The sequence below is a fragment of the Neobacillus sp. genome (genome assembly GCF_031988165.1).
GTDB classification, from domain to species: domain Bacteria; phylum Bacillota; class Bacilli; order Bacillales; family Cytobacillaceae; genus Neobacillus; species Neobacillus rhizosphaerae.
In genome coordinates this window covers 1-15,944 of record NZ_DALZYO010000053.1, presented here as the reverse complement: position 1 = coordinate 15,944, position 15,944 = coordinate 1, and the positions used below count along the sequence as shown (strand labels likewise).

The 15,944-nt window shown below is 33.5% G+C and carries 17 protein-coding genes, 1 pseudogene and 1 riboswitch; of the genes and pseudogenes, 2 read left to right on the top strand and 16 right to left on the bottom strand.

Annotated elements, in window-relative coordinates:
- Positions 1–26 precede the first annotated feature (26 nt).
- The 12 genes and pseudogenes from RTR43_RS23010 to RTR43_RS22955 form a co-directional block, all read right to left on the bottom strand.
- Positions 27–371 carry an ArsR/SmtB family transcription factor gene (locus tag RTR43_RS23010; protein WP_312475722.1) on the bottom strand — a complete coding sequence of 115 codons (345 nt, stop codon included), beginning with the start codon at positions 369–371 and terminating at the stop codon, positions 27–29.
- A gap of 531 nt (positions 372–902) precedes the next feature.
- Complete coding sequence (locus RTR43_RS23005; RefSeq protein ID WP_312475720.1) at positions 903–1,163, bottom strand: hypothetical protein; 261 nt, start codon at positions 1,161–1,163, stop codon at positions 903–905.
- Between the two features lie 236 nt (positions 1,164–1,399).
- Positions 1,400–1,918 (bottom strand): hypothetical protein, encoded by a 519-nt coding sequence (locus RTR43_RS23000; RefSeq protein ID WP_312475717.1) that lies wholly within the window; start codon positions 1,916–1,918, stop codon positions 1,400–1,402.
- A 226-nt stretch (positions 1,919–2,144) separates the two neighbouring features.
- Positions 2,145–2,306 (bottom strand): hypothetical protein, encoded by a 162-nt coding sequence (locus RTR43_RS22995; RefSeq protein ID WP_312475714.1) that lies wholly within the window; start codon positions 2,304–2,306, stop codon positions 2,145–2,147.
- A 514-nt stretch (positions 2,307–2,820) separates the two neighbouring features.
- Positions 2,821–3,549 carry an N-acetylmuramoyl-L-alanine amidase family protein gene (locus RTR43_RS22990; protein WP_312475712.1) on the bottom strand — a complete coding sequence of 243 codons (729 nt, stop codon included), beginning with the start codon at positions 3,547–3,549 and terminating at the stop codon, positions 2,821–2,823.
- A 355-nt stretch (positions 3,550–3,904) separates the two neighbouring features.
- On the bottom strand, positions 3,905–4,543 hold the full coding sequence (locus tag RTR43_RS22985; protein ID WP_312475710.1) for an extracellular solute-binding protein: 639 nt from the start codon (positions 4,541–4,543) through the stop codon (positions 3,905–3,907).
- Positions 4,544–4,952: 409 nt separating this feature from the next.
- Positions 4,953–6,767, bottom strand: a complete 1,815-nt coding sequence (locus RTR43_RS22980; protein ID WP_312475708.1) for a sensor histidine kinase — start codon at positions 6,765–6,767, stop codon at positions 4,953–4,955.
- Positions 6,764–7,444 (bottom strand): response regulator transcription factor, encoded by a 681-nt coding sequence (locus RTR43_RS22975; RefSeq protein ID WP_312475707.1) that lies wholly within the window; start codon positions 7,442–7,444, stop codon positions 6,764–6,766. The genes RTR43_RS22980 and RTR43_RS22975 overlap by 4 nt, the downstream gene beginning before the upstream one ends.
- 249 nt (positions 7,445–7,693) lie before the next feature.
- Positions 7,694–8,122, bottom strand: a pseudogene (locus tag RTR43_RS22970) (hypothetical protein); the annotation flags it as partial.
- A 771-nt stretch (positions 8,123–8,893) separates the two neighbouring features.
- Complete coding sequence (locus tag RTR43_RS22965) at positions 8,894–9,325, bottom strand: hypothetical protein (protein WP_312475706.1); 432 nt, start codon at positions 9,323–9,325, stop codon at positions 8,894–8,896.
- Positions 9,326–9,494: 169 nt separating this feature from the next.
- Complete coding sequence (locus tag RTR43_RS22960; protein ID WP_312475705.1) at positions 9,495–10,853, bottom strand: SMI1/KNR4 family protein; 1,359 nt, start codon at positions 10,851–10,853, stop codon at positions 9,495–9,497.
- A 295-nt stretch (positions 10,854–11,148) separates the two neighbouring features.
- Positions 11,149–11,718, bottom strand: a complete 570-nt coding sequence (locus RTR43_RS22955) for a dihydrofolate reductase family protein (protein WP_312475704.1) — start codon at positions 11,716–11,718, stop codon at positions 11,149–11,151.
- Positions 11,719–12,058: 340 nt separating this feature from the next.
- A riboswitch (SAM riboswitch) is annotated at positions 12,059–12,164 on the top strand.
- Between the two features lie 211 nt (positions 12,165–12,375).
- Here RTR43_RS22955 and RTR43_RS22950 point away from each other — a divergent pair.
- Both RTR43_RS22950 and RTR43_RS22945 read left to right on the top strand, forming a co-directional pair.
- Positions 12,376–12,894 carry an ACT domain-containing protein gene (locus RTR43_RS22950; protein ID WP_312475701.1) on the top strand — a complete coding sequence of 173 codons (519 nt, stop codon included), beginning with the start codon at positions 12,376–12,378 and terminating at the stop codon, positions 12,892–12,894.
- A 230-nt stretch (positions 12,895–13,124) separates the two neighbouring features.
- The gene (locus RTR43_RS22945) at positions 13,125–13,559 is read left to right on the top strand and encodes a hypothetical protein (protein ID WP_312475699.1); all 435 of its coding nucleotides are present in this window, start codon (positions 13,125–13,127) and stop codon (positions 13,557–13,559) included.
- Positions 13,560–13,692: 133 nt separating this feature from the next.
- On the opposite strand, the gene RTR43_RS22940 is transcribed toward RTR43_RS22945, so the two are convergent.
- The 4 genes from RTR43_RS22940 to RTR43_RS25755 all read right to left on the bottom strand — a co-directional run bounded on the left by RTR43_RS22940 (position 13,693) and on the right by RTR43_RS25755 (position 15,602).
- The gene (locus tag RTR43_RS22940; RefSeq protein WP_312475698.1) at positions 13,693–13,872 is read right to left on the bottom strand and encodes a hypothetical protein; all 180 of its coding nucleotides are present in this window, start codon (positions 13,870–13,872) and stop codon (positions 13,693–13,695) included.
- Positions 13,873–14,018: 146 nt separating this feature from the next.
- Positions 14,019–14,405, bottom strand: a complete 387-nt coding sequence (locus tag RTR43_RS22935; RefSeq protein ID WP_312475695.1) for a DUF3888 domain-containing protein — start codon at positions 14,403–14,405, stop codon at positions 14,019–14,021.
- Positions 14,406–14,624: 219 nt separating this feature from the next.
- The gene (locus RTR43_RS22930; protein ID WP_312475692.1) at positions 14,625–15,239 is read right to left on the bottom strand and encodes a hypothetical protein; all 615 of its coding nucleotides are present in this window, start codon (positions 15,237–15,239) and stop codon (positions 14,625–14,627) included.
- A 144-nt stretch (positions 15,240–15,383) separates the two neighbouring features.
- Entirely contained in the window at positions 15,384–15,602 is a 219-nt protein-coding gene (locus RTR43_RS25755) for an Imm32 family immunity protein (RefSeq protein ID WP_483870158.1), read from the bottom strand.
- Positions 15,603–15,944 lie beyond the last annotated feature (342 nt).

Here is a 15,944-nt window from a genome sequence, read left to right as displayed (position 1 = left end):
AGTTCCTCCTTGATCATGAAATAATTTTATGATTTTTCCTTGTTCTGCAATTCCTTCAAATAATCATCTAGATTGTCGAATCTTTCTTGCATTACGCTCCGGAAGGACTGTATCCAAGAATCCAGCGCTTGGAAGGGTTCGGGCCGTAGCTTGTAGATGCGGCGGTTAGCTTCAGCCTGCACTTCCACAATCCCGTTGTCGCTTAGCACTTTTAGATGCTTCGAAGTTTGGGGCTGCCTCAATCCCAGCTGGTCGGCAATTTCACCAACGGTCAGGGGACCGTTACGCAAGAGTTCGACGATATTCATACGATTTGGTTCAGACAAAGCGCTCAGCGTCGTCATGTTCACACCCGGAATCTTCCCTGACATGTTGCTCACCTCGTCAAGTGATGGTCTCAGGTTAAAGCACATCTACATCATCACTTGTATTATCGTCATGTTGAATTGATTATATCCAACGAGGAATATTCCTGTCAAGGAATATAAAAAAACTAAAGTGATACCGGATCAGTGCCGAAATCATAGAATCCAATCCTTCATAGGTTGTGTTCTATTCATATCGTCCCGATTGGTACCTTTACTCTACTCAATCCATCCATTTTTGACCAATTTCTCCAATCTCCCATTTTAACTCAGTAAGAACGAAAACGGTTGCGAGTACAATAAAAATCATATTTTACATACCTTATAAACAATAATCTCAGTAATCATTTCCATTTTATGTAAAAACCAGCTTTAATTAAAGTTCCCTAAAACCCTGTGTTTATACGAGGCGACATACAATTTTCCCATAAATTTCTTCTTCCACTATCCTGCCCGTTAGCACAATAAGAAAATGAGCTGCCACCGCAACTCATTATGATCTTGAACTCTTGCACCCCTTTAGTTGAAGAACACATTTTATTTCTTTTTTAATAAAAACCTTGTTGGAGGACCGTAATCCTGTTCAGCTTCGAAATAAGCTAGCGTTCCTGGAATACACAAGACGATAGACGGCATTCCGTAACCAACAGCTTGTTCTAATGCAGTTAATAAGGGCAAATTTTTTCCATCAATTGTTTCATTTGACGATATTGAGTAACAGGACTCCCCAGCACCGTATCTTTTTAATATTTCAGCTATTTCCTCTGAGGTAGAATTAGGCTTGGGGATTTCAATCATAAATTCATTGCAGAGGACTTCAAAATAATTATTATTTAATCTTCCTATAGCATCCCCACGTTTTTTGGCGAAGATAATTCAAACAACACCCTTTGTTGAATCCTTTTGTTGAAGAAAGATTTGACGATGATTTCTTCAATTTCTTTATTCATTCCAACCACATCCTTGACAAAATTTCACAAAAGGGCAATCAAGGTTTAACCAGGTTTTTACTTTTGCTAAGGATGAGATGTCACCTATTCTTCAAATTCTACCATTGCATATGGCAATGAACCTTTTGTTACAAATTTCAGATGTTTTATATCTTCTGGTACAGCGTAGACAATCTCAAATACTCTTGGCTGATCTTGGTAGATTGAATACCAGGAATCTGTTGAAACACCAATTTCTTTGTTATAGACCGATTGTCCATCAATAGAATATTGATATTCTACTCCGTTCTCATCTATTAGTACTAAATCCTTCATCTCTACAGCAACTGCTCCTGATATATGGCTCGTTAGCACTACTCGAATTACTTTAAATACACCATTTGGAATTTCAGCTGGAATTGAGGATTGTCCCTCTTTAAATAAGTCTCTTGTTTCGACATTTTCTAATTTCACTTCCCAATCTTCACTAATGCTTACTGTTTTATCGTTACAACCAATCAAGAAAACAAACATTGAAACGGCTATTATTGCGACACACGCAACTTTTTTGCTAAAAAAATTCCCTTTAGAAGATATAAAGTCTTCTTTTTTCCTAATTTTCACTTTCCATTCCCCCGTATTTTTTCTCTAATCGTTTTAAGAAAGGAACATTTTTTCTGATGTTATAAGATACCCTAATAAGGTTCTCCTTCAATTGTTGATCTAACTATCCTCCCCGTTTGTTCAATAGTTCTACAAAAAAGAGCGTTAATCCTTTTTGGATCAACGCTACCCGTTACTTTAAGTACAATCCTTCACATTGTCCTTGAAAAGTTGTATTTGAATCATTTTAAGGTCCAAAATAGGGTCCGAAAGGATTTTCTGGTGGATATTCCTCTAACTTATCAGCTGTTCTTTCATCTGGTGAAGTCGCCCCAGATTTTTTGTCAAAATAAATGGCTATTCCAGACAATATAATGATAGGTGTAAATATATAAATCCAAATCATCATAGCACCTCCAAACTAACCAACGAATTACTAATATTATATAACAAATTTAACTTTTTTTACAATATTTTCAAACAAAACTGCCCGTTAGCCATACATGAAGCGCATAAATCAGCGCTTCACCACAGAGAATGAAAATGGTTAGGAAGTGTCAATACTGATACTGACCTTAATCCAGTCAACGGTAATCCATAGACTTTTTTAATTATCGCTCTCCTCTTTTTTTTAACGATTGAACAGGGTCTTCTTAAGTATTGTCATTTTTCTTTCTTGAAGAAACTTATTTTCATAGTAGTGGAATAAGAAAAAGGCTGCCGCAGTAACCCCCGCTGTTCAACTAAAGCATCCTTTAGTTGAAGTGCAACCTTTCACAATATATTGTTTATATAGAAAAACCGATGTTCCTAATAGGAAATCGGCTTTTTGGTTATTCGTACTTCATTTACTAGTGTTGTGTAAGATAGACATAAAATCATTGTCCACTATCCAGTTTCAATTCAATTAAATTTTTACTATTCTAACTATTTAAATAGTCAATCATCCCATCAACTATTGAATTTGTTGTGTTTGATTGAAATTCTTCTGAAGTCATTCGTGCTTCATCAGATGAATTTGAAATGTATCCAAGTTCAAGTAAGATTGCTGGACTTGAGTTTTCTCTTAATACATAGTAGTCCCCTAAACTTACACCACGATCTCTTGCATCCAACCCGTTTTTAAAAATATGATCTTGAATTAATGCTGCTAAAGGCTCGTCCGATTTTTTCTTATAATACGTTGTAATCCCCTCAACATCAATCGTAAAAAATGCATCAAAATGGATACTAACAAATAAGTCTGCTTTCTGTTCATCTGCAATTTTTACACGATCTGCAAGTGATATATTTACATCATCATTTCTCGTTAATATAACATTAGCGTCAGTACGTTTCTCTAACTCATTTTGTATATTTTTAGCCATTGTTAATGTTACATCTTTTTCATTTGTTCCATTTTGTCCACTTGCACCTATATCTATTCCACCATGACCTGCATCAATTATAATTGTTTTACCAGTTAATATCTTTTCAGAAGTTGTATTTACTTTATTTCTATTTACAGTTGATTCTTGGGCTGAATGTTCTTTATTTATTATTAGTTCATTCTCTTGAAGGTTCATGATTAAAACTATCATTAAAATTATCATTAAAATTGATATTATCAATAATAAAAAAATTCTTTTCCACTTATCTTTCTTTCGATTCATGAAATTTCCCCCTTAGCTTTATAGTTATCTTGCTGATATTTAATAGTCTAATAGTTGTGAATGAAGACAAAATCAAAATTATATCAAGATGAAATGAAGATTTATCAATTTTAAAGACGTTTTTCCTTCCAAAAATTTAATGAAAAGTGCTCATTTGGGTTATATACCTTAAACGCATATCCATTAGCTCTTAAAAAGAGATAAAGATTAGATGAATAATCAATCAAGATTGATAAAAATTGATAAAAAAGACTAAAATTCTGTCTGTTACTATTCATAAAAACTAAAAGATAATTAATTTGGATATGAAAAAGAGACCATTTTAAAAACGGTCTCCAAGAAATTTCTTATCCTTCTACTCGTTTAAGTAGGTCATTACTCTGTTCTGTATAATATCCGCAACACTTTCCGCAGATTTTTGACCACTAAAATAGCTTTTCAATTCTTCTGAGAGAATCGCTTGAATCTTGTCATTCGATCTCACTTGCGTATTTGCTTCAGTAATCATTTGCTTAAGTGGTTGAAGAGCTTCTTCTGATTCAAGTGTTCCTTTTTGTTTTAACTGCTTACTAACTTCAACAAACTGGCTCCATGTCCAATTATGTTTATCATCTATTTTGACACCAGTTTTCGAAATCGCATCTTGATCTACAAATAAAGCAATCAAGAAAAAACGAGCAGGTAATACATAAAGTCCTCCATTCATTTTGGAATTTTGAATGATATTTATATAATATTGATATTTATCAAATGAAGTATCGATATTAATATAGTCATTTAAGTTGACAAAAGCTTTTTTATCAACAATTCGATCCACAGGTAAACTGCTTTCATTCAAAACAAATAAATCAGCACCTTTTCCTGATAAAACTTCTGTCGATGTCGTTTTAAGATATTTCTCCAATAAAACTGGTGAAAACATATTTTTTATCGTAAATCCTTTTATCTGAATCGTAATGTTGGGATGCTTTTTTTCGTATTCTTTTTTTGCCATTTCAAAGAATGGTGTATTTCCCATTACTGAGATGACTATCGTTTTTTCTCGTCTTTACTTACCTTTTACGATAGATCTCTCTATTCTTTTTTTTACCATTATCATTAGTACTATTTTTTGAATGATTTTGTTCGGTGTTTTTGCTTTCCTTGGTTTGTGTGTTTCCACTACTGCATGCGGACAGACTAAACATTACGATTAAACTCATCATTAAAGGCAATATTTTTTTCATTACTTCATTTCCTATTTCTCTTCGTCATTTAATGTAAGATACCCACCTCAAATAAAGATTAGATGAAATAAAGATTATTAAAAGATTGATAAAATTTTCGGGAACGCTAGCTATAACAAAAAAAATCGCCCTGGTCAAAATGGCGATTAATCAGAAAGAAACTAATGAGCAGTTTTTTCAACTATTTTTATTTAAGGTAAAGTAAAACAGTACGCCATCAGAAGTATTCACGACACCATACTGCGCACCATGTAGTTCCAATATATTTTTTGATATGGCAAGACCTAACCCAGTACTACCTTCTGATCGTTGACGAGACGTATCACCACGATAGAAACGTTCCCAGACTTTATCTAATTGGTCATTTGGAATGTGTGTTCCTTTATTTTCCACACACACTTTCACTTGATCATCATTTATTGTCGTTGAAATATAAATATTTTCATGAACAGGGGTATAACGGATTGCATTTGTTATATAGTTCGTGATAACTTGTTCAATTCGATGTTGATTAGCGAATACTTCAATTGTTGATAAATCTTTATGAACCGTTAGTTCCTTTTTCTCAATTTCTAAAGATAATTGATTACAAACATGATCAATTATTTTATCAATAAAAAAAGGTTCCATTTTCATTTTGTACGTTCCAGACTCGTATTTAGCTAGTTCAAGCATATCGACAATTAATAGATCCATCTTGTCGACTTCTTTTTCCATCGCTTCAAAATAGTAGTCCTTCTTATGACTAGCAACACCGTCTTTCAGTATCGAAATACAGCTTTTCATAATACTTAGAGGTGTCTTTAGTTCATGCGAAACACCTGAGATGAATTCTTTCCTAGTGTTTTCTAATTGTTTTTCTTTCTCAATATCTTGTTGTAGTTGAGTAATATGTGAATGTAGCGTATTTGAAAGCAAATTAATATTCTGTGATAAATCACCAATCTCATCTTTGGAATGATATTCAATTCGTTCTGAAAAATCTAAGTGTGCTATTTTTCTAGTGGTATCGTTTATTCTTAATAATGGTTTTGCGATTTTTATTGAATAGTAAATGGACGCCAAAATTGTAAGAAGTAAAACAAACGCAATCATATAGACAAAATAATCTTTTACCATCCGCACAGCTTCATCTACTGGTTGTAAAGAAGCCATTGAAAAAATATAATTTGTTTCACCATTTTCATCTTTAATCGGATCGATAAACAATTTATATTTGATTCCATTTTGTTCATAATCAAGCGTTTTAAACGTTTCGTATTGGTTTTGTTTATCCATAAATAAATTCGTTTGGAATTCATTAATACGATCCATAAATAAGCTATTACTGTATATGATGCTTGAAACGTCATTACGATCAGGAATGCGTACATTTTGTACTGTTCCTTTTAATTGATGGATTCCCTCATTATATTTTGTGGATAAGTCCAATTTTTCTTTTATAACGTATGGCTCATTATCAACTTGAAAGGAGTTATCAATATTTTTCAACATGGATTGATTGATCCAGTATGAATTACGCTGAACCACATTAAGATAAAGAGGGATTGATATATTATTTTTATCAATCGTTTTAACATCCACTTTATCACCTTTTGAAATAGGTGGAGTATCTTGTAAAAGGTCGTCTTCTTTTAATAAATGATACAAAGGAATCTTTATTATTTCATTTGTATTTTTAATGGTTTCTATCTTAATTTCCACATAAAAATCATTTGCAGTTTTCATATTTCCATTGTGATCAAGCGTTGTAATCCATGTATTTTGAGTACGATAAAAGTCTTGTTCTAATTGCTGGATTGTTTGAACATCACCATTACTTTTTAGGTATTGTTTCTCAAACGATTTGATACTTGATTTCAGTTCATTAACTTTTCGATTTGCATAGTATTGCTTAAAAAAGATTGTTTGACCTATATAAATGGATCCAGTGATTAACAAACACAAAGTTGTTGTTAATAAAAACAGTTTTAAGACAATCCCGAATTTCATACGGTTTCCTCAAACTTATAACCTGTTCGAATAATCGTTGTAATCACTTTTGATTTACCACCTAATTTCGTACGTAAATTCCGAATATGTGTATTGATTGTCCGTTCATCACCATTGTAGTCATAGCCCCAAACCTTTTGCACGAGTTGTTCTCTTGTAATCACAATCCCATGGTTTTGCATTAAATAAGTTAATATTTCAAATTCAGTATGGGTTAAATTGATATTGTTTCCGTCTACTTTGACTGTCCGAGAAGAAAAAGCGACTGAAATACCATTTTTGGTTAATGTTTCGTTTGAAGGCTCATTTATTTTATATCGACTTTCAAGTAATCGTTTAACTCTGGCAAGCAAAATTGGTGGACTATAAGGTTTTGTAACATAGTCATCGGCGCCTAACTCAAACCCAAGCAGTGTATCATCTTCATCAACCCGTGCTGTTAACATGATGATAGGAACATTTGAAGTCTTTCGAATTCTTCTACAAACTGCCCACCCATCAACCTTCGGTAACATAATATCAAGAATAATGAGATGAAAATCTTGTTCTTGAAATAATTCCAATGCTTGTTCACCATCAATCGCTTCAATTACTTCATGACCTTCATTTACTAAATAATCTTTCACAATTTCACGTAAAATCGTTTCATCTTCCACGATTAAGATTTTGTATTGCATGATCTATCCACGCTCGCTTTCTATGCTCTCCCATACTACTATTTTATCCAACATGGAATTTTATTAATTAGTGATGTAACCATTAATCCTTAGCACCTGATAACTGAATTCCTTTGATTAAATATTTTTTTGCAAATCGGATTATCAATAACATTGGTACCATATAGAGAATAGATACAGCGAAACCAATGCCTCTTGTATCTTGTTTGATTTGCGATAAATAAAGTGACAACGGGAATTTTGATGGATCATATTGTTCATATAGTGCTGAATCATATAAATTCTATCATATGAATTATCTCCTGCGATTAGATAGGTTTCACGGAATGCTTTGAAGGAGTTAATAATGCTCTATAAGAGTACAAAAAACATTGTTGATGTTAAGTAAACCAGAGTGATCTGTCTAGTGCCAATATTAAAGAAATGCCGATTAATAGTGGAAAATTGATTACTGTAAACCAAAATGTGTTTGTGGCTGCCTTTAAAAAAGAAGCACTAGCTAACAACTCTATAATTAAAAAGACCAACAAATGAACCACCAACCGCCCCATCTTTAAATGAATAGATAGTACCCATTACAAAAGGGATTAGATAGAAAAGGGAAAAACCTATCAAACTTGGTAATAAGAAAAATGCTGCAACCTTACCATCATTATTTAATTGTTTACGTATTTTCATGTACTCACTTCTTTCTATATTTGAGTATTTAATTAATTGATTGATTAATAATTCTGTTCGGAAAGAAGTATAGCCTAATGAAATAAAGATGAGATAAAGATTAAATAAAGAATTAAGAGGAAAAGTGATTATTATAAAAACAAAAATAAAAAGCTATCGGATTTATTAGCTTTTTAAACTTTATTTTGAATTTCTTTTTTCTTTTCGATTACAATAAATAGTCGCTCCTCTCTACAATTTGGAGAACCAACATTCAGTTTTATTAAATTTCATTAAAAAGTGCATTAATCTTCCTTGGATAATGCACAGCATATTTCTACTCTTATTACATTAACCTGCCACTTTAGTTGCACAAGAAAAATGGCTGCCAAAATGACAGCCGAGTACCTTAACAAAAGCTTAAATGACAATATGGCATATTAATTTCCTTTATCGGACAGGATTTTATCTACTTTATCTTCAATTCGATCTAATCTTTTATTCCTATTTTTGAAAAAAAGAATCAATAAAATAATTGCGAGAGGGATTGCCAATAAAATAACAAACATTATTAGAATCAAAATTAATCCTGGTATACCTATGTTGCTAAACATTTTTAACATCATCTCCTAATCAAATATTAACATAATTGTTATTCAATGGTTGAAAATGTAAGTGAATTCTTATTGAACTAAACTGCCATTTAGTGCAATAAGAAAAAAAACTCCCAGTATGGCAGCTGGATCTTTAACACTTGCACTCCGTTAGCAAACTTACAAAGTGCAAAAATTTTTAAGGATGTTCTCTTGTCTGAGCATATAAATCAAGCATATACTCTCTGTTATTTTCTGCACCTTCTTCATCAAGTTCAAGGTCATCAATCCATTGATAATAATGCCCCATCTCGTGGGCTATAGAACCAAGAATTGCTGCAAGTGCGTCATCTTGTCCGTTCTCTTCAAATAATTCTCTATAGTCACCTGTAGCAATTCTTATGTTTGGTTCTTCTCTTTTATCGAAAGGAGCAAAGAATGTTGCAGATACTAATTCCTTAGTGAATTTATTTTTAATTTGATAGTCTTTTTTCATGTAAACAACAACTCGGATGGAAAATTCAAATTCTTTTCTTAGCCATATTGCAAACTCAAGACAAGCTCTTTTTACTTCTGGATGAACTCCTTGTTCGCATCTAATTCTTAATCCATTCCTTGGGTAATCAGCCATTTTCTCAGCTCATTTAATAGTGTCTATATGTAATAGATTCAATATAAAAATAACTTTTCCTTCTTAAACTATCCTGCATCTTTAGTTGAAGAACAAAAATGACGCCTACAATGGCAGACGGATCTTCAAGTAATGCCCCCGTTAGAGCTTAAGACATTGTTTCACAAACTTAATAAAATATATTTATGTTTTGTATAACATTCTCTATGGGTAGTATCCGCTTTTTTAAAACCTGTTTAGCACGTAATTTAACAAGAAAATCAATAAATTCCGATTTTGATGGGAGACCTGATATTAAATAAGGATATTTATTATTTGCGACCTTCTCTTGGACATATATTTCTAATGCGTGAATTGCAGTTGCTTCATGCTTCTCTTCTAAAGAAGTCCACTTTTCTAAGTCATCCCATGAAAAATTTGACCTTACGAATAGTTCATCCCAACCTTTTGTTACAGGAAATTTAACATGATTCTCCATCCAAGAAATAACATCCCTTGAATGAAAATCACCAAGATGGGAAAGTGCTTCATACCCGGTTATCTTTTTACCGGATTCTTGTTCAAGAAAATTAAATACTAAGGTTAGCCCCTTATCCATACTTGTACACATTGAAGTTAGATAGGAACGTAATCTAGTATCCATATTATCTTGTTTAGCTTCCCATAAACTTGTAACCCATGTCTCTGCGTGTATTCCTAAAACTCGTCCGATAATCTCACATATTATCTTCTGATCATTAAATGCCTCTTTTTTATGTATTTCTTCTAAAAGATACTGAAATAACTCATTTCTATTAAATTTTTGGAATAAGTCGATTGTTTTTTCATCTAATTTCTTTCGATAAATAACAAATGCTACTAGCTGTTCCATGTTATTTTTCACATCTTCTAAGGTTGTCTCTGAAAATGACTCGACCCATTGCTTCCACTTAACAGCTACTGGGCTTGTAGTGTCCAATCCCTTATCACTTAGAAAATATTCAAACTGCCATTTTTCACTACCAATACACCTCAGTTCAGTAATCCTAAATAAATAATCGATAAATGAATCCGCAATATAAGTAACTGTGTCTACTTCATGCTCCCAATAAATAACTGGTTTTTCATCACTGTCAACAGACATATCAAATGCATAAATATCTCCATTACCAGCGTGAGAAAACTCCAATTTCCCCCTAAGTATCCTTCCATAATCTTCCCCATCTTCTATTAGTTCGTCAGCTAACCTATTTAAATTCTGAAGGAAGTCAATATTCCAATTTATCTCTCCAGAAAATATTTCCTTAAATTCACTGGGTATCATTGTATCTTTAGAAAATGAATAATAAAAGGAAAGTGATTTTCCTACATTATGTAATATGTATTTAAACGAAGGAGGTAGTTGGTACCCTAGTTCCTTTTCTTTAGCCTCTATCTCCTGCATCGTTGCTTTTTTTCCAATTTCAATAGGGTGGACTTTGCCGTTATTGTTTTCAAATTTTTGTAATATTTGCTCCCATTTTGATATAAGAAATTTAATATCCTCCATACTTTTTAACCCCCACTTCGATAGCTTAATTTTAATTATAATTCAATATAGTTTTTGTAAATACCTTCCTATAGTAAACTTACCCGTTTGTTCAATAAGAAAAAAGCTGCCTCTTTGACAGCTCCACTCTTAAACTCTTGCACCCGTTACTTTAAGTGTAAACTTTCACAATCTTGTTTATTTAATAATAAGGCTATGTTAAATCCTAATGTTGATATACGACCAAATGAAAACCGCCTTGTAGAAAAGGCGGTTTATATGACTATCGTACCAGTTAGCGGAACACCTTGTACGGCTATTTCTCCAACTCATATCGGGCCGCGATAATGCCCGACTTGAGCGTTCGGCTGGACAGCAGCTTGAGCCTGATTTTCTCACCGCCGCCGTCAAATACCGATTTTCCGTCGCCCAGGACGACCGGACAAATTGTAAGCAGGAATTCGTCGATCAGGCCGAGCTCAAGCAGCGTCTTCGCCGCTCCCGGGCTGCCGAAGATAACGAGATTTTTGCCAGGCTGCTCCTTGAGTACCTTGATTTCCTCTGCGATATTGTCCTTGATCAACATCGTATTGTTCCATTCCACTTTGTCCATCGTCCCGGAAATGACGATCTTCTTAACATCCTGCAGCCATTTGGCATGCTCCATATCGTGCCTCGACGCATTCGGATTGTCCAGCACCGTGGGCCAGTAGCTCTCCATCATCCGATACGTCGTGCGTCCATAAACGGGAGCTCCGACTTCGGCTACGATCTCCTCGGCGTATTTCTCTAATTCCTCGTTGTACGGAATCCAATCGAGTCCTCCATTAGAATCCGACGCATACCCGTCCAGCGACACATGCATGAACAATACGAGTTTTCTCATGTCCGTTTCTCCTCCGATTTCGAATTTATTTTGTTCGATTTTTTTGGCCGTTGGCCCGCGTTTCATCCTGCTGTTACGTTCATTATAACTCATTACGTTTCGTAAGGTTCAAGTAGAATTATTTTTGAAGACAACAATGTTGCGCGAAACTGCCCCGTTTGTTCAATAAGAAAAGGAGGTGCCGCAACTACCTCCGTTGTTAAACTCAAGCACCCTTTAGTTTAACAAGGGCCATACGCATTTTATTAAATGATTTTTTATCAGTGTACTAGTTAAGGATTGACTAAGAAATATCCTTCTGGTATATTTTTATAAATAATTAAAGTGACTATATTAAAAACTCTTATCCAGAGTGGCGGAGGGACAGACCCTATGAAGCCCAGCAACCTTCAAGTTTTACTTGAAAAGGTGCTAATTTCTGCAGAATTGTTTCTGGAAGATAAGGGGAGGAATGAAATAGTTTGTTATGACCTCTTCTTATTTATTGTAGAAGAGGTTTTTTGTGTTTGGAATATTAACGGAAATAATAAAAAGTTAATGACTATTAGGGGATGATGAGATGAAGGGTGTAAACTTTAGAGAGAGTTCATTAGCATCAGATACGTTAGTAAAAACAAACTTAAAAATACATCTCAACCTGCGGTCTCAGGTACTAAAATGACTAATACTCATGATAATAAAAATGAACCAGTAGTTGAAATCTCCAGTGAAAATAATTTTTGCATCATTTATGTTAGCAAGTATAGAATGAATAAAGAAGTTGGGTTTGGAAGAAAGCTGCTTCAGATCCTTGAAGATTTTCAACTTTATTATAGGCATATACCATCGGGGGTTGATGCTCTTAATCTTGTTTTACATGAAAATCAATTAGATCAGATAATAGAAAGTAAACTAATACAACGGATTAGTACGGAACTTTCGGCAGATAAAGTGACTATTGAACGTAATATTGCTTTAATTATGCTTATCGGAGGAAAAATGCATCATAATGCTGAAAGCATTGCCAGAGCAGCGAGGGTTCTTGCAGAAAAAAGAATTAATATTAAAATGATACATATGAATCAAGGATCATCTCAGATAAGTTTAGTATTTGGTGTAAAGGCTCATGATGAAAAAAGAGCTGTTGCAGCAATCCATAATGAATTTTTTTGCAAGTGTGTCGATTTGAAATATTAATGATTTCCTACAGGTAATAAATGGGCTTCTAATTATGACTAATAGATGCTCCTTTTCTTTTTGTTTTCATTAACGATAACTTCCTATTAAATTAACCTGCCCGTTACTTCAATAAGGAAAAAGCGATCCTCCCTATCGAAGAATCCCACCCGTTATAATAAGAAATATCATTTCACTAACATATAAAGTTAATTTATAGAAATAATAATCAAAAAAGGTGGTATCCTCTAATGAAAAAAATAACTACACTTATTTTTCTATTAGTATCACTATTCTCCATAAACGTTCAATTAGTTTTAGCCGATTCTAAAATTGATGAAGAGCCTTGGAGTAAGTACCCTGATAATTCAGGGATGAAATTCCAAGATGTTGATTCATTTTATAATTCTCTTGATAAAAAATGGTATGTTGAATTTGAAAATGCAAAATTAAATATTCGAGAAAAAACTTATTTTAAAGACCTTAACAAAGTGCTGTCCAAAGCTGACAAGTACGGTAAATCAAGAACTGTTGGAGAAGGTTATCATCCTAAAAGACAAGTATATGTATTTGTATCAGTAAGTAAGGATGGCAAAAAGATGCTCACTGCGGTTTTTGATGCTGAAACTCAGAGACCTATTTCAACAAGTTCAAACTTTGAAAGAAAAAACCCTTACAGCTCCTAAAATGGAGCTGTTATACTTTTTGTATAATTTTTTTACTTACCTACTTCGGTAGTGGAATAAGAAAAAGGGCTGTCGTAGCAACCCCTGCTGTTCAACTAAAGCCCCCGTTACTTCAATAAGGATTCAGTTACTATTACCCCCCACCAGTGTATCTATTATCTCCCATCATATAGTTTGAACTGTCCCCAGGCTTAGCATTTGGATTGATTGGAATATGAGGGTTATTATTGTTTTTCTTTCGTTTCAAGTCGATTATTAAAGCAAATCCCAAAATGCCGAGAATAAAAATAATAAAAAACCAAATTGCAGTCAAATTAAAACACCCCTCTCCCTTACATTATATTCCATAAATTGATTTCCAGCCATTTTAATTTAACCCTTATTAAAGTAACCTGCCCGTTACTTCAATAAGCATAAAGCGATCCTTCGTTATTGAAGAATCGCACCGTTAGTTGAAGTTCAAGGATATGTTTTTAAATGTTTATACCTAATTAGTTCGCCACTTGAATTGACCACAACTTCATCTTCTCCGTAACCCCAATGAGCTCGATAATAAGGGTAAACTTTTAGCGTTATTACATACACACCACCAATCCCACTTAACTGCTTTATTTTAAGCATTTCCGTTTCATACGAAGCCCACGTAAGACCTTTTGGTGCATTTTTGTTATTCTTATATATTTCAATGATTGCTTTATCAATTGGTTCTCTTAGGCAATTTATAAGTGCCAGTTTTAGTGTTTCACATAATTCCGTTTCAGCTTCATTTAATGTTTTTGCATTTGTATTTGTATTAGAAATTACTAAAACCATTACAACCATAAGCAATAATACAATTTTCTTCATAATTATCACCTCATTTTAGTTTCCTAAGAACTAAAATGATTTATTCAACAATCCTGCCACGTTACTTCAATAAGAAAAAATGACCGTAGCCGTTACGATCCTTCTTAAACTCTAGCACCCTTTAGTTGAAGATTGTTAATGTTTCACTGGACCATAAAAGGGGTTTTTATTAATATCTGTTATAAATTCAATTGCTTTCGCTTGATACATCTTATCACGCTATTCATAAGTAATGATAATATCTCCAACAAACATCGCTGGTGTTATTTGACCACTTACTCTGACCATAAGATTTTTGTTAATTACTTCATAATCAATAATACTGCCAAATCCTATATCCTCAAATAAATGCGATGGTTCTATTGACTTAGTATCGATAATGGATACTTTGTCCCCCAAATTGATTTCGGCTTTTTCAGTAGTTAATTTTGTTTTTACATTTTTATAGATAATTGCTAAAGGATTATCGACAATGACATCAATTAATCCATTGGTATATCTATAGACATAAACTTCTTCATCTAGTAAACCAGAACCATATCCTTTTGTTAAAGTTATGATTAATTCCTTTTTTCCATCTTCGTTTATGTCTTCGTAAAATAGTTTTGGGGCATAGGTAGGATTTGTATCATTTATCCAAAAAGGTCTGAAGTACGTCTCTCCTTTAAAATCAATTTTGAAGTCTCGATATAGCCCGTTCATTTTCTTAGCGTACAAGACTATATCTTCTTTGGGTACCTTCGTAACCATTTCATATCCTTCGTTTGTAGCACTTACACTTTTTGGAACACAAAAGAGAATAAACACTAACAATAAGATAATGTATCTTTTCATAGAACTCACCTCTTTTTAGTGTTCCCTTAGATGATTCTTTATTCAACTAAACATCTCCATTAGTGGAATAAGAAAAAGGCTGCCGTAGCAACCCCCGCTGTTCAACTAAAGCACCCGTTACTTTAATTACAATTTTTCACAATCTTACTTTTTATCTTCTTCAATATATTCAGTAAAAGGTTCATAATCCCCGCAACATATAATAAGTTCACAACTATCTGGATGAAGCATTATACCCAAAGATTGGCATGCATCTCCGTTATAAATAGGGTCAATATGGAAATGTTTACCATCTCGATATTTATGGGCTAATCGAATTAGTTCTGTGCCTAGTCCAAGTAATGCATTTTTGCTAAGGGTAATTTGAACTCTTGATTACTTGGTTACATCGTTTTCTTTTGATAAAACAGTTACCTGTGCAATATTGTCTCCTGTTATTTCAAAGCTTTCTTCTTCGTCAAAATTATTGTTCAATTCTATCGTATAGTTTTCCATAATAACCCCTCACAAACTGCTATTTTTATGTATTATTTTACCACGCATTCTTAAGCTAAACTGCCCGTTAGCCATTCATGAAGCGCAAAAATCGACGCTTCACCACAGAGAATGAAAATGGTTAAGATCCGTCAATACTGTTTCTACGGCTGGGAGAGGAAGGTCGATGAACTATGGTGCGTTAGAGCCCATCCGTTAGTCTGACTCCAA